Origin of the sequence: Brevibacillus sp. IT-7CA2 (assembly GCF_949767855.1) — a bacterium.
In the GTDB taxonomy this organism is placed as follows: Bacteria; Bacillota; Bacilli; order Brevibacillales; family Brevibacillaceae; genus Brevibacillus.
The window spans coordinates 553,174-577,830 of the sequence record NZ_CATKQT010000044.1 but is presented as its reverse complement, the minus strand read 5'-3'; the positions used below and the strand labels follow the sequence as shown (position 1 = coordinate 577,830).

General features: G+C 47.5%; 30 protein-coding genes. 7 read left to right on the top strand and 23 right to left on the bottom strand.

From position 1 onward, the window contains the following. Window positions 1-48 precede the first annotated feature (48 nt). Both ACM6JA_RS22465 and ACM6JA_RS22460 read right to left on the bottom strand, forming a co-directional pair. Window positions 49-300 (bottom strand): hypothetical protein, encoded by a 252-nt coding sequence (locus ACM6JA_RS22465; protein ID WP_007716742.1) that lies wholly within the window; start codon window positions 298-300, stop codon window positions 49-51. A gap of 4 nt (window positions 301-304) precedes the next feature. Beyond that, the gene (locus ACM6JA_RS22460; RefSeq protein WP_007716743.1) at window positions 305-1,495 is read right to left on the bottom strand and encodes an NAD(P)/FAD-dependent oxidoreductase; all 1,191 of its coding nucleotides are present in this window, start codon (window positions 1,493-1,495) and stop codon (window positions 305-307) included. A gap of 349 nt (window positions 1,496-1,844) precedes the next feature. Here ACM6JA_RS22460 and ACM6JA_RS22455 point away from each other — a divergent pair, with 349 nt between their 5' ends. Then, window positions 1,845-2,855 (top strand): NAD(P)/FAD-dependent oxidoreductase, encoded by a 1,011-nt coding sequence (locus tag ACM6JA_RS22455; RefSeq protein ID WP_007716744.1) that lies wholly within the window; start codon window positions 1,845-1,847, stop codon window positions 2,853-2,855. Window positions 2,856-3,022: 167 nt separating this feature from the next. Here ACM6JA_RS22455 and ACM6JA_RS22450 read toward each other — a convergent pair whose 3' ends face one another. The 5 genes from ACM6JA_RS22450 to ACM6JA_RS22430 all read right to left on the bottom strand — a co-directional run bounded on the left by ACM6JA_RS22450 (window position 3,023) and on the right by ACM6JA_RS22430 (window position 6,004). After that, entirely contained in the window at window positions 3,023-3,268 is a 246-nt protein-coding gene (locus tag ACM6JA_RS22450; protein ID WP_414854103.1) for a hypothetical protein, read from the bottom strand. A 21-nt stretch (window positions 3,269-3,289) separates the two neighbouring features. Beyond that, window positions 3,290-3,910: a hypothetical protein gene (locus ACM6JA_RS22445; protein ID WP_414854102.1), complete on the bottom strand. Its 621-nt coding sequence runs from the start codon at window positions 3,908-3,910 to the stop codon at window positions 3,290-3,292. Window positions 3,911-3,952: 42 nt separating this feature from the next. Beyond that, complete coding sequence (locus tag ACM6JA_RS22440; protein WP_007716752.1) at window positions 3,953-4,312, bottom strand: hypothetical protein; 360 nt, start codon at window positions 4,310-4,312, stop codon at window positions 3,953-3,955. A 394-nt stretch (window positions 4,313-4,706) separates the two neighbouring features. Beyond that, a complete protein-coding gene (locus ACM6JA_RS22435) occupies window positions 4,707-5,090 on the bottom strand; it encodes a cupredoxin domain-containing protein (RefSeq protein WP_173616481.1) in 384 nt (127 codons plus the stop codon). A 119-nt stretch (window positions 5,091-5,209) separates the two neighbouring features. Further along, entirely contained in the window at window positions 5,210-6,004 is a 795-nt protein-coding gene (locus ACM6JA_RS22430; protein ID WP_414854101.1) for a metallophosphoesterase, read from the bottom strand. A 55-nt stretch (window positions 6,005-6,059) separates the two neighbouring features. Between ACM6JA_RS22430 and ACM6JA_RS22425 the strand changes: the two genes are divergently transcribed. Continuing rightward, window positions 6,060-6,641: a hypothetical protein gene (locus ACM6JA_RS22425; protein WP_414854100.1), complete on the top strand. Its 582-nt coding sequence runs from the start codon at window positions 6,060-6,062 to the stop codon at window positions 6,639-6,641. Window positions 6,642-6,666: 25 nt separating this feature from the next. Here the strand turns inward: ACM6JA_RS22425 and ACM6JA_RS22420 are convergent, their stop codons facing one another. The 4 genes from ACM6JA_RS22420 to ACM6JA_RS22405 form a co-directional block, all read right to left on the bottom strand. After that, window positions 6,667-8,157 (bottom strand): DUF4153 domain-containing protein, encoded by a 1,491-nt coding sequence (locus tag ACM6JA_RS22420; protein ID WP_414854099.1) that lies wholly within the window; start codon window positions 8,155-8,157, stop codon window positions 6,667-6,669. Between the two features lie 111 nt (window positions 8,158-8,268). Continuing rightward, a complete protein-coding gene (locus tag ACM6JA_RS22415; protein WP_414854098.1) occupies window positions 8,269-8,553 on the bottom strand; it encodes a sigma factor in 285 nt (94 codons plus the stop codon). 173 nt (window positions 8,554-8,726) lie between these two features. Further along, the gene (gene erpA, locus ACM6JA_RS22410; protein WP_007716763.1) at window positions 8,727-9,086 is read right to left on the bottom strand and encodes an iron-sulfur cluster insertion protein ErpA; all 360 of its coding nucleotides are present in this window, start codon (window positions 9,084-9,086) and stop codon (window positions 8,727-8,729) included. A 150-nt stretch (window positions 9,087-9,236) separates the two neighbouring features. Beyond that, window positions 9,237-9,458 carry an aspartyl-phosphate phosphatase Spo0E family protein gene (locus tag ACM6JA_RS22405; protein ID WP_048034523.1) on the bottom strand — a complete coding sequence of 74 codons (222 nt, stop codon included), beginning with the start codon at window positions 9,456-9,458 and terminating at the stop codon, window positions 9,237-9,239. 391 nt (window positions 9,459-9,849) lie between these two features. On the opposite strand from ACM6JA_RS22405, the gene mqnE reads away from it, so the two are divergent. Then, window positions 9,850-10,953, top strand: a complete 1,104-nt coding sequence (gene mqnE / locus ACM6JA_RS22400) for an aminofutalosine synthase MqnE (RefSeq protein WP_007716767.1) — start codon at window positions 9,850-9,852, stop codon at window positions 10,951-10,953. A gap of 104 nt (window positions 10,954-11,057) precedes the next feature. Here mqnE and ACM6JA_RS22395 read toward each other — a convergent pair whose 3' ends face one another. Beyond that, a complete protein-coding gene (locus ACM6JA_RS22395; protein ID WP_047072975.1) occupies window positions 11,058-11,321 on the bottom strand; it encodes a DUF1450 domain-containing protein in 264 nt (87 codons plus the stop codon). Between the two features lie 173 nt (window positions 11,322-11,494). On the opposite strand from ACM6JA_RS22395, the gene ACM6JA_RS22390 reads away from it, so the two are divergent. Beyond that, window positions 11,495-12,562 carry an NAD(P)/FAD-dependent oxidoreductase gene (locus ACM6JA_RS22390; RefSeq protein ID WP_007716776.1) on the top strand — a complete coding sequence of 356 codons (1,068 nt, stop codon included), beginning with the start codon at window positions 11,495-11,497 and terminating at the stop codon, window positions 12,560-12,562. A gap of 110 nt (window positions 12,563-12,672) precedes the next feature. Beyond that, window positions 12,673-13,533 carry an MBL fold metallo-hydrolase gene (locus ACM6JA_RS22385; protein ID WP_414854097.1) on the top strand — a complete coding sequence of 287 codons (861 nt, stop codon included), beginning with the start codon at window positions 12,673-12,675 and terminating at the stop codon, window positions 13,531-13,533. Window positions 13,534-13,585: 52 nt separating this feature from the next. Here ACM6JA_RS22385 and ACM6JA_RS22380 read toward each other — a convergent pair whose 3' ends face one another. The 7 genes from ACM6JA_RS22380 to cysK form a co-directional block, all read right to left on the bottom strand. Next, entirely contained in the window at window positions 13,586-14,344 is a 759-nt protein-coding gene (locus ACM6JA_RS22380; protein ID WP_414854096.1) for a carbon-nitrogen hydrolase family protein, read from the bottom strand. Between the two features lie 150 nt (window positions 14,345-14,494). Then, window positions 14,495-14,836 carry a hypothetical protein gene (locus ACM6JA_RS22375; RefSeq protein WP_007716784.1) on the bottom strand — a complete coding sequence of 114 codons (342 nt, stop codon included), beginning with the start codon at window positions 14,834-14,836 and terminating at the stop codon, window positions 14,495-14,497. A gap of 144 nt (window positions 14,837-14,980) precedes the next feature. Next, window positions 14,981-15,874, bottom strand: a complete 894-nt coding sequence (locus ACM6JA_RS22370) for a hypothetical protein (protein WP_414854095.1) — start codon at window positions 15,872-15,874, stop codon at window positions 14,981-14,983. 115 nt (window positions 15,875-15,989) lie between these two features. Continuing rightward, window positions 15,990-17,189 carry a hypothetical protein gene (locus tag ACM6JA_RS22365; RefSeq protein WP_414854173.1) on the bottom strand — a complete coding sequence of 400 codons (1,200 nt, stop codon included), beginning with the start codon at window positions 17,187-17,189 and terminating at the stop codon, window positions 15,990-15,992. A 141-nt stretch (window positions 17,190-17,330) separates the two neighbouring features. After that, window positions 17,331-17,660 carry a YuzD family protein gene (locus ACM6JA_RS22360; protein WP_007715795.1) on the bottom strand — a complete coding sequence of 110 codons (330 nt, stop codon included), beginning with the start codon at window positions 17,658-17,660 and terminating at the stop codon, window positions 17,331-17,333. A 29-nt stretch (window positions 17,661-17,689) separates the two neighbouring features. After that, entirely contained in the window at window positions 17,690-18,823 is a 1,134-nt protein-coding gene (locus ACM6JA_RS22355; protein WP_015893022.1) for a bifunctional cystathionine gamma-lyase/homocysteine desulfhydrase, read from the bottom strand. 1 nt (window position 18,824) lies between these two features. Further along, entirely contained in the window at window positions 18,825-19,748 is a 924-nt protein-coding gene (gene cysK, locus ACM6JA_RS22350) for a cysteine synthase A (protein ID WP_007715789.1), read from the bottom strand. A 195-nt stretch (window positions 19,749-19,943) separates the two neighbouring features. Between cysK and ACM6JA_RS22345 the strand changes: the two genes are divergently transcribed. Then, the gene (locus tag ACM6JA_RS22345; protein ID WP_007715787.1) at window positions 19,944-20,171 is read left to right on the top strand and encodes a NifU family protein; all 228 of its coding nucleotides are present in this window, start codon (window positions 19,944-19,946) and stop codon (window positions 20,169-20,171) included. Between the two features lie 51 nt (window positions 20,172-20,222). Here ACM6JA_RS22345 and ACM6JA_RS22340 read toward each other — a convergent pair whose 3' ends face one another. The 3 genes from ACM6JA_RS22340 to ACM6JA_RS22330 are packed head-to-tail and all read right to left on the bottom strand — an operon-like array spanning window position 20,223 to window position 23,141. After that, on the bottom strand, window positions 20,223-21,143 hold the full coding sequence (locus tag ACM6JA_RS22340; RefSeq protein ID WP_414854094.1) for an alpha/beta hydrolase: 921 nt from the start codon (window positions 21,141-21,143) through the stop codon (window positions 20,223-20,225). After that, entirely contained in the window at window positions 21,140-22,099 is a 960-nt protein-coding gene (locus ACM6JA_RS22335) for a 2-hydroxyacid dehydrogenase (protein ID WP_414854093.1), read from the bottom strand. Before ACM6JA_RS22335 ends, ACM6JA_RS22340 begins: the two co-directional genes overlap by 4 nt. After that, the gene (locus ACM6JA_RS22330) at window positions 22,056-23,141 is read right to left on the bottom strand and encodes a hypothetical protein (protein ID WP_414854092.1); all 1,086 of its coding nucleotides are present in this window, start codon (window positions 23,139-23,141) and stop codon (window positions 22,056-22,058) included. Before ACM6JA_RS22330 ends, ACM6JA_RS22335 begins: the two co-directional genes overlap by 44 nt. A 164-nt stretch (window positions 23,142-23,305) precedes the next feature. On the opposite strand from ACM6JA_RS22330, the gene ACM6JA_RS22325 reads away from it, so the two are divergent. Further along, window positions 23,306-23,821 carry a phosphatidylglycerophosphatase A gene (locus ACM6JA_RS22325; protein WP_414854091.1) on the top strand — a complete coding sequence of 172 codons (516 nt, stop codon included), beginning with the start codon at window positions 23,306-23,308 and terminating at the stop codon, window positions 23,819-23,821. Here the strand turns inward: ACM6JA_RS22325 and ACM6JA_RS22320 are convergent. Then, a complete protein-coding gene (locus tag ACM6JA_RS22320; protein WP_414854090.1) occupies window positions 23,816-24,595 on the bottom strand; it encodes a TIGR01457 family HAD-type hydrolase in 780 nt (259 codons plus the stop codon). The genes ACM6JA_RS22325 and ACM6JA_RS22320 overlap by 6 nt on opposite strands. Between the last annotated feature and the right edge of the window lie 62 nt (window positions 24,596-24,657).

Here is a 24,657-nt window from a genome sequence, read left to right as displayed (position 1 = left end):
TGTCCTAGCTAAACGAAACCCCCGGCTCTTCTTCGCCGGGGGTACCTATCAATCATCCTCGTCATCTAGGAGCCCATTATCGATCATGTATCGCAGATTTTCCCGATCCCTCTCGCGGCCCTTTTCCTTGAGCCGTTCGATGGCAGGCAGGATGAGAATATCTACTTCACGCTGTACATGCCATGCCAAATCGTGTCGCCCCTGTTCCTCCAGATAAAGGCCCACTTCCATCATAGCGTTGTACCGATCCATCTCTTCGCGGACCATGAGCCCCCGGACTTGAATGCTCGCGTGACGCATCGTGTTACAGCTTTACTTTCTTTAGTGCGAGACCGACGCCGCCAATTTTGTACAAGTAGCGGAGGTCGCTCGCTTTTTTCATCATGGCTGCTGTGCTGCCGAACAGCTTTTTCGAACCAACTTGCCCGATGCCCTCACCTTTTCCAAGAGAGGCCAGTGTCCCTTGCAAATGCGGGGTGAATTTTTGAGGCAGATCGCCACGAACCAATGCAGCGAGATTCTCACCCAGCGTCTCGCCTTCCTGTACCGCGATTTGCGCAGTTGGCGGGTAAGGACGTCCTTCTTCGTTAAAGATCAATGCACAATCCCCTACGACAAAAACATTCTCATGTCCAGGCGCACGCAAGTATTCGTCTACCTTGACGCGACCGCGCATGACTTCGAAGCCTGCTTTTTCCACGATACTGTTGCCGCGGACACCTGCTGCCCAGATAACTGTCTTTGATTTGATTTCTTCACCGGTAGCCAACAGTACGCCATCCGGGGTGCACTGCTTGATCGGTGTTCCAATTTTAAACTCGATGCCTTTTCTCTCCAATACATCCATTGCGTATTGGATCAGCTCTGGATCAAAGCCAGGTAATGCAGTTGGTGCTGCCTCAATGCAGTAGACTTTCACCAGTTCTGGGTCGACATCAAATTCTCGGCACAGCTCTGGCAGACGATCGCCGAGCTCTCCGCAAAACTCAATGCCTGTAAAGCCAGCTCCACCCACAACAAACGTGAGGTAGTCAGTACGATCCGGCTCATTTTTAAATTTGGAGAACATGTATTCAATGTGCTCGCGAATATTGCGGACTGCATTGATGCTGCGAATACTAAACGCATGCTCCTTGAGTCCCTCAATTCCGAACGTTTCTGGCTCGCTGCCCAATCCGATGACGAGATAGTCATACGAAAGCACCTCGCCATTTTCGAGCGTGACGGTCTGCTCCTCTGACTGAATGGCTTGCACCGTTCCTTTGACAAAGTTGACTTTATCCTTGTTTAAAATGCCATCCAGACTGACGCGTGCATGATCCGCAGGTGCCGTACCTGCAGCCGGCTCATGCAGCCAAGTCGTAATGTAGTGATAGTTGTGCTTGTTGACCAAGGTGATTTCTGCCTCATTGTAGTTGAGCTTTTTCTGTAGCTGCAACGTTGTGAGCAAACCACCGTATCCAGCGCCAAGAATCAGGATTTTGGGTGTACCCATCAGTATCCCTTCCAATCATGTATGATGTCATTGTTCATGGTAACTTTAGGAAGATTGTGCTATTTTTCACGTGGTCTGATACAGATTAAGATGCCCCATTTCATGATCCGTGTAGTATCGGAATTATTGCCCTGTGATGTCATCCGAACCACTCTGTGAAAAAATGCACAAAGTCAGACATAGAAAAATGTGACAATTTCTTTACAGTCATCCTCATCTTATCGGCAACCGATTGGATTTGCAAGGTTTTTCTGCCTATCATCTTTCGAATTTTCTCTCCTGTTTTTCTACTTGTATGGGTTATAATGGTTGAGGAGTTCGCTTACGATTAATTCGGAGGTGCTTTGGATTGAACTTTCTGCAAAAGGACGAGCAAATCTACGACATTACGATCATTGGTGGCGGCCCTGCCGGGTTATTTACCGCTTTTTACGGCGGGATGAGGCAGGCCAGTGTAAAAATCATTGAGAGCATGCCCCAGTTAGGTGGGCAGTTATCCGCTCTTTATCCGGAGAAGTACATATATGATGTAGCCGGATTTCCAAAGGTTTTAGCACAAGATTTGATCAATAATCTGAAAGATCAGATTTCCCAATTTCAGCAAACCGTTTGTCTGGAAGAAAAAGTGGAAAATGTCGTAAAAAAAGTAGACGATGTGTTTGAAATCACAACGGACAAAGGCACTCACTACTCCAAATCCGTAATCATCACTGCCGGGGTAGGAGCGTTCGAACCTCGCAGGCTGGAACACCCAGATGCCGTCAAATATGAAAAATCCAATCTGCACTATTTTGTTACCGATCTGAACTCCTTCAAGGGACAGCGTGTAGCTGTTATTGGCGGCGGTGATTCCGCTCTGGACTGGTCCCTCATGCTAGAACCTATCGCAAAAGAAGTATACCTCATCCATCGCAGAGACAAGTTCCGCGCACATGAACACAGCGTAGAAATGCTCATGTCCTCCAAAGTAAACGTCACGACACCATACGAAATTGCAGCTTTGCACGGCGAGGAGCGCATCGAAAAACTCACGCTGGCCCATTGCACGACAAAAGAAGAAATCGATCTGGAAGTTGATGCAGTCATTGTCAACTTCGGCTTCATCTCCTCTCTCGGTCCGATCAAGAACTGGGGGCTGGAACTCGAAAAAGGCTCTATCGTGGTCGATACCCGCATGGAATCAAACATTCCAGGCATTTTCGCAGCAGGCGATATCGCAACCTACCCTGGTAAGGTCAAGCTGATCGCTGTCGGATTTGGTGAAGCACCTACTGCTGTAAACAACGCGGTTTCCTACTTTAATCCGGATGCCAAATTGCAGCCTGGTCATTCTTCAAGCATGGACAACTTCAAATCGTAAAAATGTTTGGTCCCTGTTGTTGCCTCCGATGGCTGCGACAGGGATTTTTAATTCCATTGCATAACCGCTTTTGTTGGCGTGCACAGTAGAAGCAACGAGGAGGCGATTACGCTTTGAATCATCTGTGCCCAGTTTGCAATGGCTTCACGCCGCTCCAACAAGCGTGTTCAACGTGCGGTCAAGCTCTGCAAGATGCAGGCCGTCTGTATGACTTTTATGGGAGCTACAGCCCGTACCGGGAGATAGACGATGCCAAGATGGACAACGGTTACATAGATCGTACGCGCCACCAATGCATCCATACAGGCTGGTGTCCCTCCTGCCAAACCGAACAGAGGGTCTTCCTGAATGAATGGACCCCTGCTATGCTTGTAACAGATATGGAAAAGGACGCGTACCAGTAAGTCGGTCACGTCCTTTTTTTGTCCGAAACGTTATTTTTTCTTCATGGCCAGCTTTTCCGCCATGCGAGAATTGTTTGCTTGCATTTGTTCCAGCATTTGCTGGAGTGACTCTTTAATCTTGGCTGTATCGCCAGATTCAATCGCCGAGTCAAAAGCTTCGTGTGTTTTTTTCATTTGCTCGATCCGAACTTTTCGGGCGTCACGCTCTTCTTTTGGCCCCATGTTTTTATCTTTCCATTCCTTGAACTGCTTTTCCATCTGTTCGTTGGTGATTTCACCCTTTTTCACTTGTTCATTCAGCTTGTTGATCAGTTGCTTTCGTTCTTCACGCTTCGCTTGCCACTTCGGGTCGTCACTCAGCGCCTCGAACTCGCTCATTAACCGATCGCGTTCTTTAAACGCTGCCTGCCATTTCACCACGCTATCTGGTGCATATTTTTCCGCTAGCAAGAGCATGTACATTTTTTGATGAAAGCCTCTGTTTGAGCTGTGTCGCACCTTCATGTACTTCTCCCCATGCTCATCATGGCTGTGAGTCGGCTTGATCACCTGGGTAACTGTTGCAGATACATCTTGGGCCAGCGCAACACCTGGCACGGCGAGACCCATTACCAGCGCTGTTGTCATCATTCCTTGCTTCCACATCTTCATGCTGTTCACTCCTTCTGTTAGAAAACGTCTATGATTGATCCGTTAAAAAGGGCGCAACTCTTCTCTATCCAGCCCCAATAGTTTTACAAGGCCCATTTGCTCGAGATCACTTTTTGTTTTTTCGGTGCCATACTGATAAATGAGTTGGTAGATGGCCCTCAGGTTGTCATCGTATTCGTCGTTGTCCCGATCCGGCATGTCAGACCATAGCGTATGCCCATGCATCCACATCATGAAATCGCCATGGACGCAGTTATTGAACAAATCGCGCATCATGCCTACTTGAACATCGGTCGCTTCGATCTCAAAATCGTACGTGGCGGAGCCTTTTTCATCGCGGATTTCTGCCACGGTCGTTCCCGCTTGCAAGGTCACGTAGTAGTGTTTCTTATCCAGTGTCACTCATCTCCTTTTTGGATCGCATCACCGACTTGAAAACTTTTCCTCCTTACCATGTGCAAAAATCGAAAAAACATGTATATAACAAGCAAAAAAGCCCTCCCCGTCATGGGAGGACTCTTTCCTGCTTTCAATTTAGCCGTATGCTACGATCGATCTTCTTTCCGCAAATTATGCCCGGTGTTCTCTCCCGTTTTCGGAGGAGTGCTGCGTGAGCCGGCGGATGCTTCTGTTGGGCGTTTGTCTTTATTGTTGTGCTTGGACATGTGGTTCCCTCCCTTACTCGATGAGTGGCTGCCCATGTAGTATGTCCCCACCTGTGAAATGAAAAAACACCTTGACCCGCTATGCAGGCCAAAGTGCTTGTTTGTTGTTTTATTCCAATAAGAGAATCGAATTATTTCACGACTAATTTTGCTACCATTTTGCCATGGTCCGGTCCACAAATCACGTTGCAAAAGATGGTGTACTCACCAGCTGTATCGATTTTCATCGTTTTGCTGCCATCTTTTTGGAGGTCTACATCCAGCCCTTGGATACCAATACCGTGAAAGCCTTCTGTCGACTTAAAGTTGAGCGTGAACTCTTCGCCAGCTTTTACTTCAAAGGTTTCTTGATTGAATTTCCAGTTACTAGCTTCGATATTCACTTGTGTGCCAGTAGTTGCTGCCGGAGCCGCTGCATCCGTGCTAGCAGCTTGATCCTTTCCTCCGCCGCATGCTGTAATCAACATTGCAGACAATGCAACTGAAGAAACCAACATACCCCACTTCTTGTTCACAATGACCCCTTCTTTCTTCTTTTTCTACACTTCCATCTTACTCGATGAAATCAATCCAAAATCTGGGATCGTGTGAACGAACAGTGACGAATTGGGGAACGATTGATGAACACGAGCGTTCATGATTGATTGATCGCGTATACCGTAATCTCTGGAAAGCAATTCAGCCGGATTGGCAGCCTGGAAGTACCAAGCCCGCGACTGATGCCAAATACGCCAACGAATTGATCCTCTTTTTGCCCGACATGAAAATGCTTGTAGGCACCAACAGTACGATTGAACAAGCGAACTTGTCCCCCGTGTGTGTGTCCGGTCAAGAGAAGGTCAGCTTTCAAACCCTCGTTGTGAATCATCGAGATAATATTGGGAGAGTGAGCCAAAAATATCGTCAAGTTCGCCTGCTGGGGCTCTTTCCTAGGACGCCGTTCATTTCCGTAAATCGAATTATCGAAACCGTATATCCAAATGCGACTGCCGTCCTTTTCGATCACGGTACTCTCGTTTTCCAACACTGTCATGACCTGTTGCCAAGCCTCTTTTTGAGAACGGGAAACAGCAGCGGAATAGACCTTTTTGCGAAATCTTCCCGCTTCTCTCTCGTAATTGCCAGGAACGAAGAATATCCCATCCTCGCTCTTTATTTTCACAAGCTCATTCAACACACGTGTCAACTGCCCGCTGTGCTGTGTCAAATCTCCCGTCACCATCACCAAATCCGGATCGTGAACATTCACCAGTTTGTGCAACTCTCCATTCCAAAACCGTGTTCGTCCATGAGGATCGGAAAGATGAACGAATGTAAGTGGCGGTACTGAAGGGATCGTCAGCTTCACTGTCGATGTTTTGACATAAGTCGTATGGTAGGCAAGAAAGATTATTCCCACCAGGATACACAAAATAATCGTTGTCATCATTTTTGGAACAATCCTCTCTTTTCCCCGTCTTATGGTTTAGAGGAGTGGATCAGTGATGATTTTTAGGAACGCTCAAGGTATTCTTACATTTTTCTCGTTAGTAATTCTTTTCACCTTTTTCATCCAGCCTTTTCCTGCGTCGGCCTGTAGTTGTGCCACACCTCCTGACCCTTTAACAGCAAAGGATCAGTCTGCTGCTGTATTTACAGGCAAGGTGCTTCAGGTAAATGAGCGAACAGATTGGCTTCGTTGGCTTCCCTTTTGGGATAAACCAGAGCGAGGGGGCTTTGACGTTATTTTCGAGGTGCAGTCCACGTGGAAAGGAGTGGATCAGACACAAGTTCAGATCGTCACCAGCGGTCTTGGAGGTGCATGCGGCATCCCTTTTCAACCAGGTCAAGAATATCTTGTCTATGCGTCTTATTGGGAGCTAAATGAGCTAGAGACCAACATCTGTACACGAACAGCCATCAAGTCAGCTGCTGGAGAGGACTTGCAAGCGTTAGGTCCTGGTGCCATGCCTATCAGTTCCGCCAATCTAGTATGGAACGATTATCTATTTACAGGGACCGTGGTCATCATCTCTGTGGGAATCTTGTTCTATCTTTTCTTGTTCCAAACAAAACGGAGACGATAGATCACCTCGTCTCCGTCCTCTAATTTCATGGAAGATAAGCTTTCGCCCGATACTCCGAGAGATTAAAGGACTGCCAGCTATTGTCCTCATACAAAATCTCTTTCCGCTCCTGAAGCATCTCCATAAACCTCTCTTCTACCTTTTTATCCCGCACAAGCTCCATAACCACTGGTATGGCGTCATAAGACAGCTCGCTCAAATACTCGATGTCGATGTGTCCAGTCGCATGATAGCGCTGTACATTGTTTTTGGCAATGATGACGTCCATATTGATGTAATTCAGAATGACGTAACTCACTAGTGTCACAATCGTGTAATACTTGATCAGGGAGAAACGGTCGCGCCAAATTTTCAAGAGAGCAATGATAAACAGCACAAACAGAAATATCATGAAAACGTGAGCTAACAGCCGCGTATGCGTATACCCGTAAGCATCCTCATACAGCGAGAGGCGAAAATAGGCAGACACGAGCATGAAACCCGTACAAATCGTCAGCATACTCAGCAGAACTTGAATGATCCGGTAGAGTATTGGTTTTGCCCGTGATGCAAAGTGCATCGTGCATAGGAGAATCAAGAAATTAATGACGGTGACCGTCACCAGCTCATTGAAGCCATTTCTAGCATACTCGGCGTACGTCAGTTCATCTGGTAAAACTCGCTTCGCCCCGCTGAACAAATACGATATCTGAATGTATGTAAACGCTGTGTACACCATATTGATGATCGCCAGAATCGTTACAAGGATAACTCCGTCCCAGACGATCTTTTTGTCATCTCCGGGTACAGGCAATTCCACTACTTCTTCTCGTTTCCCGAAAAGAGAATACATGTAAGCAAACACAAGGATCGTAATGAGCCCGATTAGCATCATTCGAAAGATTGCTTCAAGTGAATCGACATCAATCACCCTTCGCGGTATTTGACCCAGAAAATGGCCAAACACACTATCCGCATTCGAGAGCAAGGAGAGTACAATCACCAATAGAGGCACCGAGATGCCGATTCCTATGAAGACCTTCTTCATCACCCCATACTTCTCCTGATTCAACCTACCCTTGATCCATTCCTTTGTCAGCCTAAATGGCAGGCGCGTATACTTCGGGGTGTAAAGGAGCAGTGTCTCCATCATCTCCATGAAAAAGCCTGCCTCGAACCATTTCGCTTGATGGCGCTTGGTAATCAGGATCGTTTGGATCACGAATAGAAACGGGATCAGTAACAGGTTGAACAGGTGAAAATGCGGATTGGAAAATAGAAAAAAGGTAAAGGCCAAAAGAAAAATCGGAAGCGTCCATATCCAGTCGAATACTTGCTTTCGAGAAAAGCGTATATGAATGCGCTGCCTAGCCTGCCAAATAAAAAGACCGTACAAGCCGATTACGAACAACAGATAAGAGATGCCCAAGCCTTTACCGTAAAACATCCAGTCAAACAGTAAGCCGATCCCAAATGCCCCCAGCAAAAGCCACTGTAAGCCTTTTTGTTCTTGCGTAACATCAGCCAACTTCTTCACTCCTTACTCATGCTTTTGCCTAAAAGTGAGCTAAGAGCAGTCTCCAAAAAGGAGCTGCTCTCGTAAGTACGTGTATGTTTGGATAAATGTTACATTTTTGGTCAGGCGGATCTATTTTAAATTTTCGGCAATCCGGCAATCATCAGTAACTCTTTTTTCGTCAGAGCAGGATTCAAGGCATGCCGAAAAAGAAACGGTGTGCCGATAGCTATACAGCTGCTCGAATGCTTTCAAGAAAACCTCCTGAACTGCATCCTCCGCTTCCTGTCGGTGTCCTAGCATGTGATAGCAGTACACGAACAACGGCTTTTGCATCGCATCGATGATCAAACCAAATTGGTCGATATCCCCCGCTTTGACCTCCTTTAGCGCTTGCTCCATTTCGTTATGATCCAAGCCCTCTCACCTCCGATTCGCACGTATAACAAACAAAGGCGTCATTTTGTGACACGATTTAGAAATTTTCATCCGAATACTCCCAACAAAAAAACCTCTTCCACTCATGCGAAATTTCCGCACAAGTCAAAGAGGTCTCTATTAGTCTTATTCACCAAATACTAGCAAAGGCCTTAGTCGTCACATTTCTCCGCTTTGCCTTCAGCGAGTGCCGTCTTAAACGAAGAGCCACACCCACAAGAAGCGACTGCATTCGGATTCTCGATAGAGAAGCCTCCGCCCATCATCGATTCCTTGAAGTCGATCTCTGTACCTTTAATGTATGGGTAGCTGTCCTTATCGACAACAATTTTCACACCGTTTTGCTCGAAGGTCTCGTCGCCTTCTTTCATCTCTTCGTCCCAGCCCATCCCGTAGGTAAAGCCGCTGCAACCACCTGTTCTGACACCTACCCGCAAAAACACATCGGGCTTACCTTCTGCTGCCAGCATTTCTTTTACTTTCAGACTGGCGCGCTCTGTCAATGTAATCATGCTTCTTTCCCTCCTTCACAGGCTCTTTATTCCTGCACTTGTTACAACCAGTATATTCAGTTTACTAAGAAACGCTTCTTCCCACAAGGTTCCCCTGCACTTTACGCGCTCATTCTCTCTTTACAAATAAAAAAGAAGGGTTTCCCCTTCCTATGCAAAATGTGCATTATTTTCCATTAGATAAAATCTATAAGCTTTCTTCCGGTTCCCTGCCTTAGACAGACTATGATCGATCTGGTTCAGTTCGTTGTGTAGTTGATCAATTTGTATACTGTATTCTAGGACATCTGGATGATCTAACCCAAACTCTAACCCCATATTTACCATACGCTGTCGAAGGAGTTCGATTTTCTCGAGCAAAACGTCCCGCATTTGAAGCTCCTCCTAGTAATAGATCAGGCTTTCTTACTATATTTTACAAGAACAGCTAGAATTTCGCAAACAAAAATTCCCACTTTCCCCAATTAACGCCCAGAAAATGCCGATAATTGTTAGTATTTTACAATATTTCGCACATAGAAATAACAGCTTTTTATCACCGTGAGAGAGGAAAATCTGACGAAGAGGAGCCAAGTGTAGAGTTGGAGAACTTATGATATTGTTCGTACTTACCAAGAGGTTTATAATATAGGTGCTCTTGTTGCCCGAGATTTACTCTATTCCTAAGAGCCTTTCCACTCCCATGGAACGAATATCGATTGGGTACGACTGGATTAAAGCTCTTTCATCTAAGAACCATTGACTTTGAAAGGAAGTGTTTGGAATGGCGCTTGAAACGATTGCCATACAAGACAAATCTCTCGCCGGAATCGCAGAAAAAGTCATGCATGGCGAAAGACTTACCTTGGAAGACGGTGTCACCCTTTTTAATTCCAACGATCTTTTGACGATTGGACAATTGGCTAACGTTGTTAACTATCGCAAGAATCAGGATAACGTTTACTTTTTGCAAAATCTGTACATCAACCCAACGAACGTATGTGAAGCTCATTGCAGATTCTGTGGCTTCCGTCGCGATGAAGGGGATGAAGGTGCCTACACGATGAGCATGGAAGAGTTGCTTCATTATGTAGAAACTCGCTTCCATCCGGGTATCCGTGAATTTCATATCGTTGGCGGACATAACCAGCACAAGCCATTTGAATACTACCTCGACACCCTTCGTACCTTGAGAAAAGCGTACCCGGATGTGACGATTAAATCGTACACAGGTGCGGAGATTGAGTTCTTCTCCCGCATTTCCGGTCTATCCATCCGCGAGGTTTTGCAAGAGCTGATGAAAGCTGGTCTCCAAAGCCTCACTGGCGGTGGCGCTGAGATTTTGACTGAGCGCTATCGTATGAAAATGAGCCCGGAAAAAGCAAGTACTGACATGTACCTGCAAGTACACCGTACGGCTCATGAGTTGGGGTTGAAAACACATACCACCATGCTGTACGGCTCCATCGAGACATTGGAAGAGCGCGTGATCCACATGCTCCGCCTGCGCGAGCTGCAAGATGACACAAACGGCTTCATGGTATTCATTCCATTGGCAGTTCAACCGATCCAAGCAACAGCTGGCATCAAACGCCGCAACTCTGCCATTGATGATTTGAAAACAATGGCGATCAGCCGTCTGATGCTCGATAACTTCCAGCATGTCAAAGCATACTTCATCAACATCGGTACCCAGCTCACACAACTTTCTCTGCAAATGGGAATTTCCGATGCTCACGGAACCTTGATCGAGGAGCGCATCAGCCACTCAGCCGGTGCACTTACCCAGCAAGCTCTGACTGTAGATGAGTTGGTTTGGTTGATCAAAGGCGCAGGAAAACGCGCGCTGGAACGCGATACCTTCTACAACGTGATCAAAGAACATTAATCCATAAAAAAAGCTGATGCTCCAAATCACTTGGGCATCAGCTTTACTATTTTGATACGTGCACGGTTGATCATGCTCCCCAATGAACATCCTAAGAGAACAACCTACAGAGGAAAGTCTGCATCCAGCAGCTCTTCTTCCTCCCGTAATTTATTCTTGATTTTCACCAGTAATTCATCGGCTGTTGGAGCTTGTACCAATGTGCCGTTTACGAGCGCGAATGGCTCCATGTAGCATTCTCCGCAATACCCCAGACAGCCGTACTCGAGTACGTCCACATCCAGATCAGGATCATTTTCCAATGCATCCACGACGGATTGCGTATAGGAGGAAACATTGCTCGCGCAAAATTCTACTAGTGGTTTCATCTATTGTCACCTACCGATTATTTCGACATCATCACGTACTTTATTGTACCTCGACTTTGATAAAAATCCAGCGGAGAAAACGGGAAAAAGATTCTGCTTGCATTTTTAGTGAAAGAGACTAAAAATAGAGTGGGTGCTGTAAAAAACGGACAGAAGAAAGGACTAGACCTTCTATGAAACGACTTGTGATCCTTGGAGGAGGATACGGGGGTCTTCGTATTATTGAGCGAGTCCTGTCCCCTGATTTACCAGATGACGTGTTTATAACCCTCGTAGACCGTATGCCGTTTCATGGCTTGAAAACAGAGTATTACGCTCTGGCGGCAGGTACTACACCGGAATCTCACCTGCGTGTTAATTTTCCAAACGATCCACGCCTGACCGTCAAATACGGTGAAATTGCTGGCGTGGAATTGGACGAGCAGGTCGTCAATTTTGCTAACGGGGACACCCTCTCCTACGATTGGCTTGTAATTGGATTGGGTTGTGAGGATCGTTACCATGATATCCCTGGTGCTGATCAATTTACATGTTCAATTCAAACCATGGGAGCTACTCGCAACACATACATGGCAATCAATAATGTGAACCCATACGGCACGGTTAGCGTTGTGGGCGGTGGTCTTTCCGGAGTGGAAATGGCTGCTGAGCTGCGCGAGAGCCGTCCCGACCTGAATGTACGCATCATCGACCGCGGTCAAAACATTTTGAGCCCATTCCCGAAAAAGCTTCAGGAATATGCTTCTCAATGGTTCATTGAGCACGATGTACAGCTTGTTTCCATGGCGAATGTCACTAGCATCGAGCAAGGGATCGTGTACAACCACAACCAGCCTGTTGAAAGTGATGTTATTGTATGGACAGCAGGTATTCAAGCGAACAAAATCGTGCGCTCTCTGCCGATCGAAACAGACAACATCGGACGCGCCAAATTAAATCAGTATCATCAAATCCCATCCCATACGAACGTGTATGTGGTAGGTGACTGTGCAAGCACCATCATCGCGCCTAGCGCACAAACCGCTGAGATCCAAGGCGAGCAAGTGGCCTTGATGTTGAAAAAAGACATCAAAGGCGAAGAGTATCCAGCTTCATTACCTGCTCTCAAGCACAAAGGATTCCTCGGTTCTCTCGGCAAAAAGGAAGGCTTTGCCAGCATGGGAAAAATGTCTCTGGTCGGTCAGATGGCTCGTGTCATCAAGAGCGGTCAGCTATGGATGTACAAAAAGCATATGGGATAGTGCACAAGCCTGTTGACCGGATGGTCTAACAGGTTTTCTTTTTGTATATAATCTCCAAGCTGAATCGGCATAATATCGTAGACCGAAGAAACCAGCTTGGAGGTTTTTTAGTGGAACCAAACACATATAAGGATATGAGAGATACGCTGGCTGACAATTACATGCCAATGACTTCCTTTCGAAGCGGAGTCGAAGAAACAGTCAGACCAGATGTAGAATGCTACACCATTCAAATTGTGAACATCGCGCTGGTCGGGGATTCAAAATCATGGGTTCTGGTAGATGCGGGGATGCCACAATCGGCGGAACAAATCATCGAGATTGCCCGGGAGCGCTTTGGTGAGGAAGCCAAGCCGAGAGCCATCTTGCTTACTCACGGTCATTTCGATCATGTCGGGGCAGTCATCGAGCTCGTAAAAGCGTGGAAGGTTCCCGTCTATGCCCATCCGCTAGAAATCCCTTATTTGACAGGCCAAAAATGCTATTCGGAGCCAGATGGAACTGTTGAGGGCGGGCTACTTGCGAAGCTGTCGCCGTTGTTTCCAAATGAGCCAATCGATTTGGGCAGCCATGTTCTTCCTTTGCCCGAAGATGGGAGCGTTCCCGGAATGCCTGGCTGGCGCTGGATACATACACCTGGCCATTCGCCTGGGCACATTTCCTTCTTTCGTGATGAAGACAGAATTCTCCTCGCAGGTGACGCTTTTGTTACGGTGAAGCAGGACTCGTTGTATCAAGTCGTTACCCAGCAAAAGCAATTGACCGGTCCTCCTGCTTATCTTACAACCAATTGGCAGGCAGCTCGGCAATCCGTCGAAAAGCTTGCCAATCTCGCCCCTGCGTATGCAATCACTGGTCACGGTCCACCTATGTATGGCGAGGAGTTGGCCGACGGATTGGTCCAATTGGCTGCGGAGTTTGATCAAGTAGCTGTCCCCAAGTATGGACGTTATGTGGATAAGGAGATATAAACTGGCAAAAAAGCTAACGTCGGGATGGTATGGGCGTCAGCTTTTTTCCTTCCTATTCAACCAATTCAGGCTGGAAGCGCTGGGCTAATAATCGCGTGGCTCTCACAGGATCAATCTCGTACACAAGCAACTCCTCGCCCCCTGAAGCGGCGACACACAGCCGTTCCCCCGTAGGCGAAATCAAAGCCGTCGTCACTTGTTGATTCGGAATCGCGTAGTTCACGCTGGCGAAGTAGATGTTGTTTTCCAAGCTTCGGCAAACCATTGCCCCGTTGTAAAAGTCGGGATTGCTGACTTCCCCTGTAAACATCGGATGGAAAACGATGCTCGCCCCGCGGCGTGCCGCCCACCGTACCGTCTCTGGATATCGCCATCCTTCATGGCAGATGACAATGCCAAACGACACATCCTCTATCGTAAACAAATGGCGCCCTTCGCCAGGGACATAGTCAAACTGATCCTCATCTGGATCGATCTGATTTTTGATTTGTAGCCCAAGATCTTCTCCCTGTTTCCCCACAACAAAGGCGACTAGATGATAGCCGCGCTCATCCTTCCATTCCATCGGTAAAATGACGGCGAGCTGGCGTTCCTTCGCCAGAGCACGAATCTCTTCCAAAGCTCTGTGTTGTACCTCATGATCGTATGCTTCCACTTCATAGCCTACACCGCGCAGCCCTGGAATCACCGATTCAGGAAAGCAAATCAGATCGCAATTATTTTGCGCAGCGTTGATCATCTGCTGCTTGATAATCGCGAGCCCCTCCGCCGCTGATTGGGGAAACCTCGTCTGAGCCAAGCCTATTTTCATGGGGAGATACCTCTTTCTATAGGAAGATTTGCTAGAGAAAAAATAAGGAAAAAACAGGAATTTTTCAATATCATTCCATTATACAAAATAATTCTCCCAATGCAAAAAAACCGTCAAGATTAATCCTGACGGTTTCCTCATTTTGCTGGTTTATCGCTTTTGGACACGTAAAACAGGTACTTTTTTCGGTTCAAAGGTGTCTGCCAGTACCTTCTCTTGAATGACATTCAGCTTGAGCAGACTGGAGATTTTCCCTGTATCCGCCTTTGACATGAGACGCCAAAGCGAAGGATCTGGCAAGGCGTTGTAAAGACGGTCATCGTTGTATTCTCGACGCTCCTGGTAGGAGATCAGCAGCTTGTATTCGCCTTCCTCTGCGCTGCCTGCTTCGCTGTAAGCTTCAATTAGTTTACTCCGCAGCTCGTTCAACTCTTCCTCTACCTGCTTTTGAATTTCCTTCAACTCGTAGTAGCGAGCAATCGGTTGGTCCATCCGCTCTTCCTCCTTTGGTTACCCCTGTACCCAAAATCCATATGAGAAAAAGTCGGTTGGTAGAACCATTCGCTGGCAACGAAAAACAGCCTCCTTTTTCATTTCCGTCATGAAAAGGAGGCTGCGGATCAAGCTCTACAATTATTACTTTTCAATCATCGTGTTGATCGCTTCACCTGGGTGTTTTTTCAAGAAAGTAGAATACTCTACTTCCCATGGATTCCATTTGCCGTCACCTTGGTAGCCCCATACGGAGTTGATGCGGGAAACGGTATCTGTGTTGTTCATACCTACAAGTCGTTGCTCCCCTACCAGCTCAAATGTACCGTTCGCATCCATATCGACTGGAGTCAAAGAACCAAATGGATAAGAAAATACAGAAACAGCATCTTCTGTTGGCTGTACTTTGCCTGCTTTGTCATACAGCTTGGCAGCTACGTATACATCCTGGTTGGCACTTACGTCAAGCGTCAGCGGCTTATCCAGGTGGGAGCCTTTGCCCTCTACTTTAAAGCCATCTACGAATTTCCCCTCGTAACGGATTCCTTCGTTTTCCTTTTCACCAAAAATCACGGCTGGTTTGTTGTTTTCAAAGGTAGCGATTACGTGGCTGTAAACACCGCCGCTTCCGCCAGTCGCTGTTTTCACGAAGGCATCCGCAACATGATCACCCGTGAAGTCTACGAGAGTCAGCTCGCCTTCATAGCCGCCCAGCTCTTTGATATCCGTTTGGCTATAAGCACCGGATTTTCCGTCTTTCACTACGATGTTCATATTGGAGGAATAGATGTCATCCGCTTTTTCTTTTTCGCCAATCAGGTATACGACGTCATCCTTCTTATCGCCATTCACGTCAGCTGTTTTTTGATCGATCACATAGGTGTTTTTCGCGAGCTTCAATTCAGCTGCGGCAGAAAACGACTTTCCTTTTTCAGAGTCTGCGTGAGCTACTTGTGTAGTCATTGCAGTAAATCCAGCTACTCCTACAACTCCTGCAAGCAGCAAATATGTAACAGGCTTCATCCATTTTTTATTCATCGTTATGGCCTCCACTAGATGGTAAGTTATTGGTTACATTTACTACTATAGGACGAAGCCCATTCTATTTCGTTACAAAAGGTTTACGAATGATATACAAATAGTAAACAGCACGTTACTTGACGTTATCCAGCACACTTTTGATGATGGCAGCCGAGTCTTGACGGATACTCAGGTTGTAGTGCTTTCTTACAGCTTGATAGACGGCATTCAGATTTTTGCTGCTTTTGTTTTTACGATAAGCGGCAATCTCCTTGGAAAAATTAGGATGGTGGATTAGATCGCGGCTCCAGTCCCATGCCCGAGGCTTTAGGGCATCCTTACGTGCTTGATCGAGCATTTGGGGAAACTTCGGAATAAAGTACTGGCCGATTTTTCTACTAGCATTTTGGTATTCTTGGGTCTCAGTAATAGAGTAAACAGGATCATCATTATAGGGCTTTCCATTGACTGAAATGAGATCTCGCGGTTGTGTCGGCACCATGCCCGGTGCTAATTTCACCTGATAGTACTCCCAACCTGATTCGGTCTTTTTCCCGGGAAGAATGAGTTTCATAAAATGCTGCAGACGATCATACGCATGCTCCTGCGCGTATTTTTCCGGACCGGATTCCATGCTAAGCGGTGAATCAGGATAAATATAGCCTTCGCTATCTACTACATAACCCGGCAAGCCTACCTCAACTGCCCAGCGCACAGCAACATTCTCCGAATCCTTCAGATCAATTCCTCCGTGGTAAGGTCGAACGGTTCCGAACATCCGATACAGAACGGTCGCGACGAACTCCTTCGTTGCGATCCCATCGTCGATCTCATTTGGCATGACGTAACCGGCTTGAACAAGAGGCTGCAGGCGGGCATTCATATTGATTTGGGCTCTGGTTTCTCGTAGAGCTCTCCCCTCTTTTGAATAAGCGTCCGTATTCTTAATGCCTTGGTCTAGCTCATCCAGATTCATGTCAGCCGGATATGCTGGAGGTAGATTACCGATAAAGTGATACAGATTCCAGAGAAATCCTTTTTTCGAGGATAAGAATTTCACGCGATAAGAGAAATTCATTTTGTGATACGATTCTTCCGTTTCCATGTCGATCATATAGTCATCGGATGAATAAGGGCGCAGTTGCAATGGCAATGGATGCGGATTAGTAATAGAAACCATCTGTACATTCAAAAACAAGTATTTTTCCGGATTGGGCGGAAGTTTATATGTAATTCTGTAGCTCGCTGTGTTTGCTTCTGCAATATTTGTAGCATATGGGGTAACAAGTATGGTGGATAAACAAAGGGAGCATGCTAGAATGCTAAACACCATCTTTTTTCCAAACATAGAAAAATCACCCTTTTTCTTTTGATGCTAGTTAAACGCTTCTTGGCCTTCGAAGTTGCGCTCAGACTGTTACTCTAAAAAGAAAAACGACCAGATATAGATCATCTGGTCGTTTCTTGAGTGATCTTATTCTGCCAAAGAAGCAATCGGCTGTACGCCCATGCTCTCCAGCTTTTCATAGATATCTTTTAACTTCGGATTTCCCTCACCGACAATTTCCCCGGAAATTACGACAAGCGGATACCATAAATCTTCCTCGATAATGCGATTCGCCCAGCTTTTGTCATCGTCTGTCTGCGGCTGTTGAAAGTCGCTATAAACGATGCGGATGCTGTCACTCCCATATTTGCGAGAGAGTGCCGCCTCCAGCCACTCGGCTGTTTCCTTTGCAGATGGCAAATTGACGCAGCTTGCGCACAATTGCTCTGTCCCAAAAACCTTGATATCGACAGTCACTATATCCGCCCTCCCCCGGGTCAGCTAGCTTAGGACAATGCTTGGTCCAGGTCCTCGATCAAGTCCTGAACATCTTCAATACCAACAGAGATGCGCACCAAGCCATCCGTAATGCCCAGCTCAGCACGGCGCTCTGCCGGGATAGAAGCATGTGTCATGCGTGCAGGTACGCTGATCAAGCTCTCCACTGCACCCAGCGATTCTGCCAGCGTGTAGTATTTTACCTTTGCCAACACTTCGTCAGCACGCTCTGCGCTGCCTACGTCGAAGGAAATCATACCACCGAAGCCACGCGCTTGCTTTTGAATCAGCTCATGACCGGAATGGCTGGACAAACCAGGATAAATGACGCGTTTGATGTCGCTGCGCTCAGACAGCCATTTTGCCAGCGTGCGAGCATTGTGCTCATGCTCTTCCATCCGAATTCCCAACGTTTTCATACCGCGCAGCAAGAGCCAAGAGTCTTGTGGTCCAAGCACACCGCCAATTGCATTTTGCACAAAATGGAGGTCTTCGCCCACTTGCGCATCTTTTGCTACAACCAGACCTGCTACTACGTCGCTGTGTCCGCCCAAATATTTTGTTGCGCTGTGGAACACGATGTCAGCTCCGAGATCCAGCGGATTTTGCCAGTAAGGTGTCATGAACGTGTTGTCTACCACGAGCAGCACGCCTTTTGCTTTCGCGATGCCTGCCAAAGCGCTGATGTCGCTTACTTTCAACAGCGGGTTTGTCGGTGTTTCCATAATGATTGCTTTGGTTTCCGGGCGAATTGCCGCCTCTACTGCTGCCAGATCACTCGTATCTACATAGGTTGCTTCCAGACCCATACGGGAGAATACACGTGTAACGACGCGGTAAGTACCACCGTATACATCGTCACCTACCACGAGATGGTCGCCTTTGTTGAACATGGAGAGGATGGTAGACAGTGCCGCCATACCAGAACCAAATGCAAAGCCGCGAGCGCCGCCTTCGATTTCTGCGATGTATGTTTCCAATGCGTGACGGGTCGGGTTCCCGGTACGGGAGTATTCAAAGCCCTTGTGAACACCAATGGCTTCCTGTTTATAAGTACTTACCTGGTAAATTGGAACGGATACGGCTCCTGTATGTGGATCTCCATCGATTCCGCCGTGGATCAGACGAGTTTTGATACGCATCTTAAATTCCCCCCTGGTAAATTTTCTTGCTTAGATAACGTTCGCTGCCGTCGGCAAACAGTGTAACGATATTAGTCCCTGGAGCTGCTTCTCTTGCTTCGCGCAGTGCCGCTGCCATGGCTGCACCTGAGGAGCTGCCTACGAGCAAGCCTTCCTTGGCTGCCAGCTGCTTGACCAGATCGAATGCTTCCACATCGAGAATCGTGTGAATGGCGTTGAAGTAGCTCGTATCCATGAACGGAGGCAAAAACTCCATGCCGATCCCTTCTGTTTTATGCGGGCCGGATTCTCCCCCATTCAAGATGGAACCTTCTGGCTCGACAATTACCGTTTTTACGTTTGGGTTTTGTTCCTTCAAGTAGCGAGCTGCACCCATGAAAGTACCGCCAGAACCCGCGCCTGCCACAAATACGTTTACTTGGCCGTCCATTTGACTCCAAATTTCCGGACCTGTTGTTTTGTAGTGTGCGTCTGGATTCGCCGGGTTAGCAAATTGCTGTGGAACAAAAGCACCTGGAATGGATTCTGCGAGTTCTTTTGCCTTGGCGATTGCACCCTTAATCCCCAACTCTGTCGGTGTATTGACGACTTCTGCTCCGAGGGCACGCATCAGCTCTTGCTTTTCCTCAGAAAACTTCGCTGGTACGCAGAAGATGACTTTATAACCAGTTCCTACAGCGGCCAGCGCTACACCAATTCCTGTATTTCCTGCTGTCGGTTCGATAATGGTACCACCTGGGGCCAATTGGCCGTTCTCCTCTGCGGCACGAATCAACTCCATGCCGAGTCTGTCTTTTACGCTGCCTCCTGGGTTAAAATACTCCAGCTTGGCGAACAAGCGGACACCTTCAGGGAGCTCAAATTGTGTAATTTCGACGATCGGCGTATTACCAATCAGTTCCTTCACATTGCGAAATACGTTCACGAAGATCTGACTCCTTATATTGAAGTACTTGCTTCTTTCTTTTTCATTATAACATGCAAAGATTACAAAAAGTCCATGCTACTAAACTTCGGTGTGTCAGCAGAACTTCAAAGTGTCAACAGGGCATGTAAGCCATGGATTTCTCACCATGGTATGATTATAATAAAGGAGAGGTTGGAAAGGAGTGAATGTAACATGGATATCATGGATCAAGTACAAGAAGTTCTCGATAAACTGCGTCCTTACCTGCAACGTGACGGCGGAGACGTACAACTCGTTGATGTAGAAGATGGCATCGTGAAGCTGCGCCTGATGGGTGCTTGCGGTAGCTGCCCTTCCTCTACCATCACCCTGAAAGCAGGAATCGAGCGTGCACTGGTGGAAGAAATCCCAGGCATCAAAGAAGTTCAACAAGTATTCTAATCCAGTCACATCGACATGAAAGCAGCTACAGCAAACGCGTAGCTGCTTTTTTCATTTCCCTTTTTCCCTTCCTTTTTCCAAAAAGGCAATGACGCGCTTCCCGTATTCATCAGGAACTAACGCATAGCTGCGGACGTGACCCGCTCGCGGTACGATCCAAATCTCGGAATCTTCGTCTTGGGTCAGCTCAAAGAGGCGTTCGCTGTTTACCAGTGGGATCGTCGTATCGCCTGTCCCGTGTATAAAAAGAATCGGTTTGTTCGCTTGCTGGACTGCCTGATACGGATTGACGTCTCGCGGGTTGGCTCCTAGCAAAACAGGACACAAGGTAAGAATGAGCCAGTTGAATGGAACTCGGGGCAGGCCCGTCCACTGCGGCAAGTTCTCAGCCAAGTATTCACGCAAGGAATAGAACGGTGAATCTGCCACAATCGCTGTGATGCGTTCATCCACTCCGCCAACCATCAAGGAGGTTGCCGCCCCCATGGAAAATCCGACGAGACCGAGTCTGTGCTCCGGCTTCTTCGCTGCTGCGAAATCGATGGCCCCAAGCAGGTCTTGCTGTTCTCGAAGACCAATCGTAGTCAGTGCTTTGCTGGACTCCCCTGCATTGCGAAAGTCGAACATCAATACATCAAAGCCGACCTGAACCAGTCTTGCAGCCAGAGACAACGCTGGCAGATGTGGCTCTAATCTGTTTTGACTATATCCGTGAGCAAAGACCAGCGTTTTCCCATTCGAAACCCGCCCATTTTTTTCTGCCGACAGGTACCATCCAGCCAACGAAATCTTTGTTTCCCTGCTCGAAAAAACAACGGACTCCGCCTGTTCGATTCCAAAATCTCGAGGCTCCATATGAATCGGTTTTCGTACAGGATGCGTCAAGCGCCAGGTTACGTGAAACGAAACGGCTACTGCTGCAATCAAGAGAAGCACGAAGAGGCCTGAAATCAAAACAAAGAACGTGTTCATACGGCAGTCAGTGGTCCCCTTCCACTTAGCACCGCTACGATGTTAGCAGCAGCCAGCCTCGCCATCTCCGCCCTCGTTTGCACAGTTGCACTACCGATATGTGGCAATGCGACTACATTCGGCAGTTGCAAGAGCGGGTTATCCATCGGGACAGGCTCGACCGCAAAAACGTCCAGGCCTGCCGCCCAAATTTTTTTATCTACCAACGCTTGGTACAGTGCGGATTCATCGACTGTCCCACCACGAGAAACATTGATAAACACAGCGGTTTCTTTCATGAGCGAAAATTGTTTTTCCCCCATCAACATGCGTGTGTCTTCTGTCAGCGGGGTAAGCAGAACGACGTAATCGGACTCTTGCAGAAGCTCCGCCAAATCAGCATACCGTGCTCCTGTCTCTTGCTCAGCCTGCGGTTTGCGATTCCGGTTGTGATACAAGATCCGCATGCCAAATCCTTTGGCGCGTCTCGCCACCGCTTCCCCAATTCGCCCCATCCCAATAATCCCCAGAGTCGAACCATATACATTTTGTCCAGCCATGAGGGTCGGACTCCACGATGTCCATTCCCCCTGCAATAAAAATCGATTGGCTTCCGTCAATCGGCGGCCTGTTGCCATCAATAAAGCGAAAGCCAAATCGGCTGTAGACTCTGTCAGCACATCGGGCGTGTTGGTTACGATGACCTCGTGTCGTCTGCACGCTTCCAAATCAATATTGTCGTAACCGACCGCCATGTTCGCCACGATTCGGAGTCGTTTTGTAAACGCCAAAAATTCCTCGTCCACTCGTTCTGTCAGCATGGTCAAGACGGCATCTACATGCTCAATCTTTTCCAGCAACAGCTCACGCGGAATCGGCGTATTTTTTGTCCATTGCTCGACCTGGGCTACTTTTTCAAGCATCGCGATCACTTCAGGATTGAGTTTCCTTGTAACGAAAACTTGTTGCTTGATCATCTTTTTTCCTCCACAACCAATCAATTTGTGGAATGGATACGTCATAACGCTGTGCAATGAATAGGGGGTACTTACGAAGTCCATCTTCTATTTTCGTTAGCTCGTCTTCCAACTGCGTTTGCCATGCTTGGATGTTGACTTCCTGGCGCTCTTCTACCGGCAACTCCATATAGGTCTCCACGAGCTTCAAAAACCTGCCTGGGTAGAGCATAAGCGCAAAAATCACAGCATATTCATCTGGCTGCAGAGCAGAGACGCTGTTGTAGCCGTCGAGAAAGCTGGTCACAGCCTCTTCATTCCAGCCGTTTCGCTTTGTCTCGGCTTTGATCCACTGCCCCACATCACGAGTACGCATATCAAGAACCCAGTTCCATTCACCTGCCATTAGACGTACATCCTTCTCTTTCCATAGCATATACCCTTGATCAAAATTTTGGTAGGCTACTTTCCCGAGACCAGCTGTTTCCTTCACAACTTTATCGTATCCAGCATCTAACAAGTATTGAACGGACAATTCACCGAGTTGAGTAACGTACGTGAAGCAGGTCAACAAATATTCATCCATTGGCGCGAGCTCTACATTTTCTTCATCCATCTCATCCCGATAATCATTATAATTCCGTAGCTTTTTGCGCCACGTGCTCGGCCAGTTGCCAAGAGAGCTAAAGGGGATAAACATCTTATCTGATGAAAAATCACTCGTGGCCAGATGGAACTGTGCGAGTGACTGACCACTGGAATAATGTGGATTGTCGGGAACAGCCTCTCGCACGCCTCTGTATAAATAGTAAAGCTGCTCATCATCGACGATGTGAGCCTGCCCGCTTGTTGTGTTCACCAGCTTTAACAAGCGAATGTTTTGCTGTTGACTCAAATGCTGTTTTACTTTCTCAATAAACTTGCTTTTGTATTTATATCCGGCTGGCGCCTCGAACATGTAGTAAAGGCCTCGATCCGTTTCCAGTACCTTGCTTGCCCCCGTCGTGCGATATCCCTGGAGTTCAAAACCGTACTTCTCCTGAAGAAGATATTTTTCTTCCATACAGTCGTTCACCCTCCTTGCATACTGCTCTTCTGGCATTGTATGTCATTAGATCGGGATAGGTGCCTATCTGTATGCAGATACTAGATGCATTCATGCCGACTTTCTGGGTGCTGAAAAGTCGGATTTTGGAACACGCACGTTAAAAAGGAGGAACCACAAGCATGAATGAGCATCCACTAAATAGCGAGAGTTGTCTGGACTTCGTTATTGAGCTTTTGGAAAAACGAGGAGTCAGTATGAACGACATTGCTGAAATTGTCATGTTCCTGCAGTCAAAATACATCCCGGACATCACCTTGGACATGTGTCTGGATAGTGTTGCTGCCGTCTTGAAAAAACGTGAGGTCCAAAATGCGTTGCTGACCGGGATTCAACTCGACATCCTCGCCGAACAAAAGCAGCTGCTGCCTCCGCTCCAGGCGATTATTGAATCAGACGAGCCTTTGTATGGCATAGACGAGGTACTCGCCCTCGCCATCGTCAACCTGTACGGGAGCATCGGATTCACCAACTTCGGTTATGTAGACAAGCTGAAGCACGGCAAACTAGCCGATCTCAACGACAAGCGTTTTGGTGTCCATACTTTTTTGGACGATCTCGTCGGTGCGGTCGCAGCAGCCGCCTCCAGCCGTATTGCCCATCGCCAGAAGCAGCAGGAGGAATGCGCAGAATCATAGGGAGATTCGTTGCTGCCATTCAGGCAAGTCTTCAGCAATATGGGTAGGCGCAGCATGATGCTTGTCTGCTTCTTCGCGCGTGGAATAGCCTGTCAAAACGAGCAAGCTGTCCAAGCCGCTGTTAGCACCTGCCTCAATATCCGTATATAAATTGTCCCCGACGATCAATGTGTCAGCCGCAGCAGTACCAAGCTGATCCAGAGCGTAACGGACGATGATGGACTCCGGTTTGCCAATCACGATAGGTTTGGTCGCGGAGGCAACGGAAACGGCTGCCACCAGTGAACCATTGCCGGGGAACAGACCAGCATCCGTCGGCAGGGCTGCATCTGCATTTGTAGCGATAAAAGTTGCTCCTGCACGGATAGCGCGTGCGGCGATCGCCAGCTTTTCATACGTAAAAGCACGATCAATCCCGACAATGACATAAGCCGGATCCTCTTCTGTAATCACATAGCCTGCTTCCGTCAGTTGATCATGCAAGCCCGCCTCTCCAATCACGTAGACGCGTGTACCCGCTGGTGCTTGCTCTCGTAAATAGGTAGCGGTCGCCATGCTCGTGGTATACACGTCCCGAGCCTGTGCTTCTATGCCCATTGCTACCAGTCGTTCTGCGACGTGCTGTGCAGAGGCTGAAGAATTATTTGTCAGGAACAAATACGGAATTTGATGAGTTTTTAAGTGGGTGATGAATGCTGCGGCTCCCGGAATCGCTTCTTTTCCCCGATAAATCGTCCCATCCAGATCAAGCAAATAGCCTTTGTATTGTTTCACGTTGTTCCATCTCCCATCTATTGTCGTAAGCCGGTTGAACAAGCTCTCCCCTCTTAGTGTAA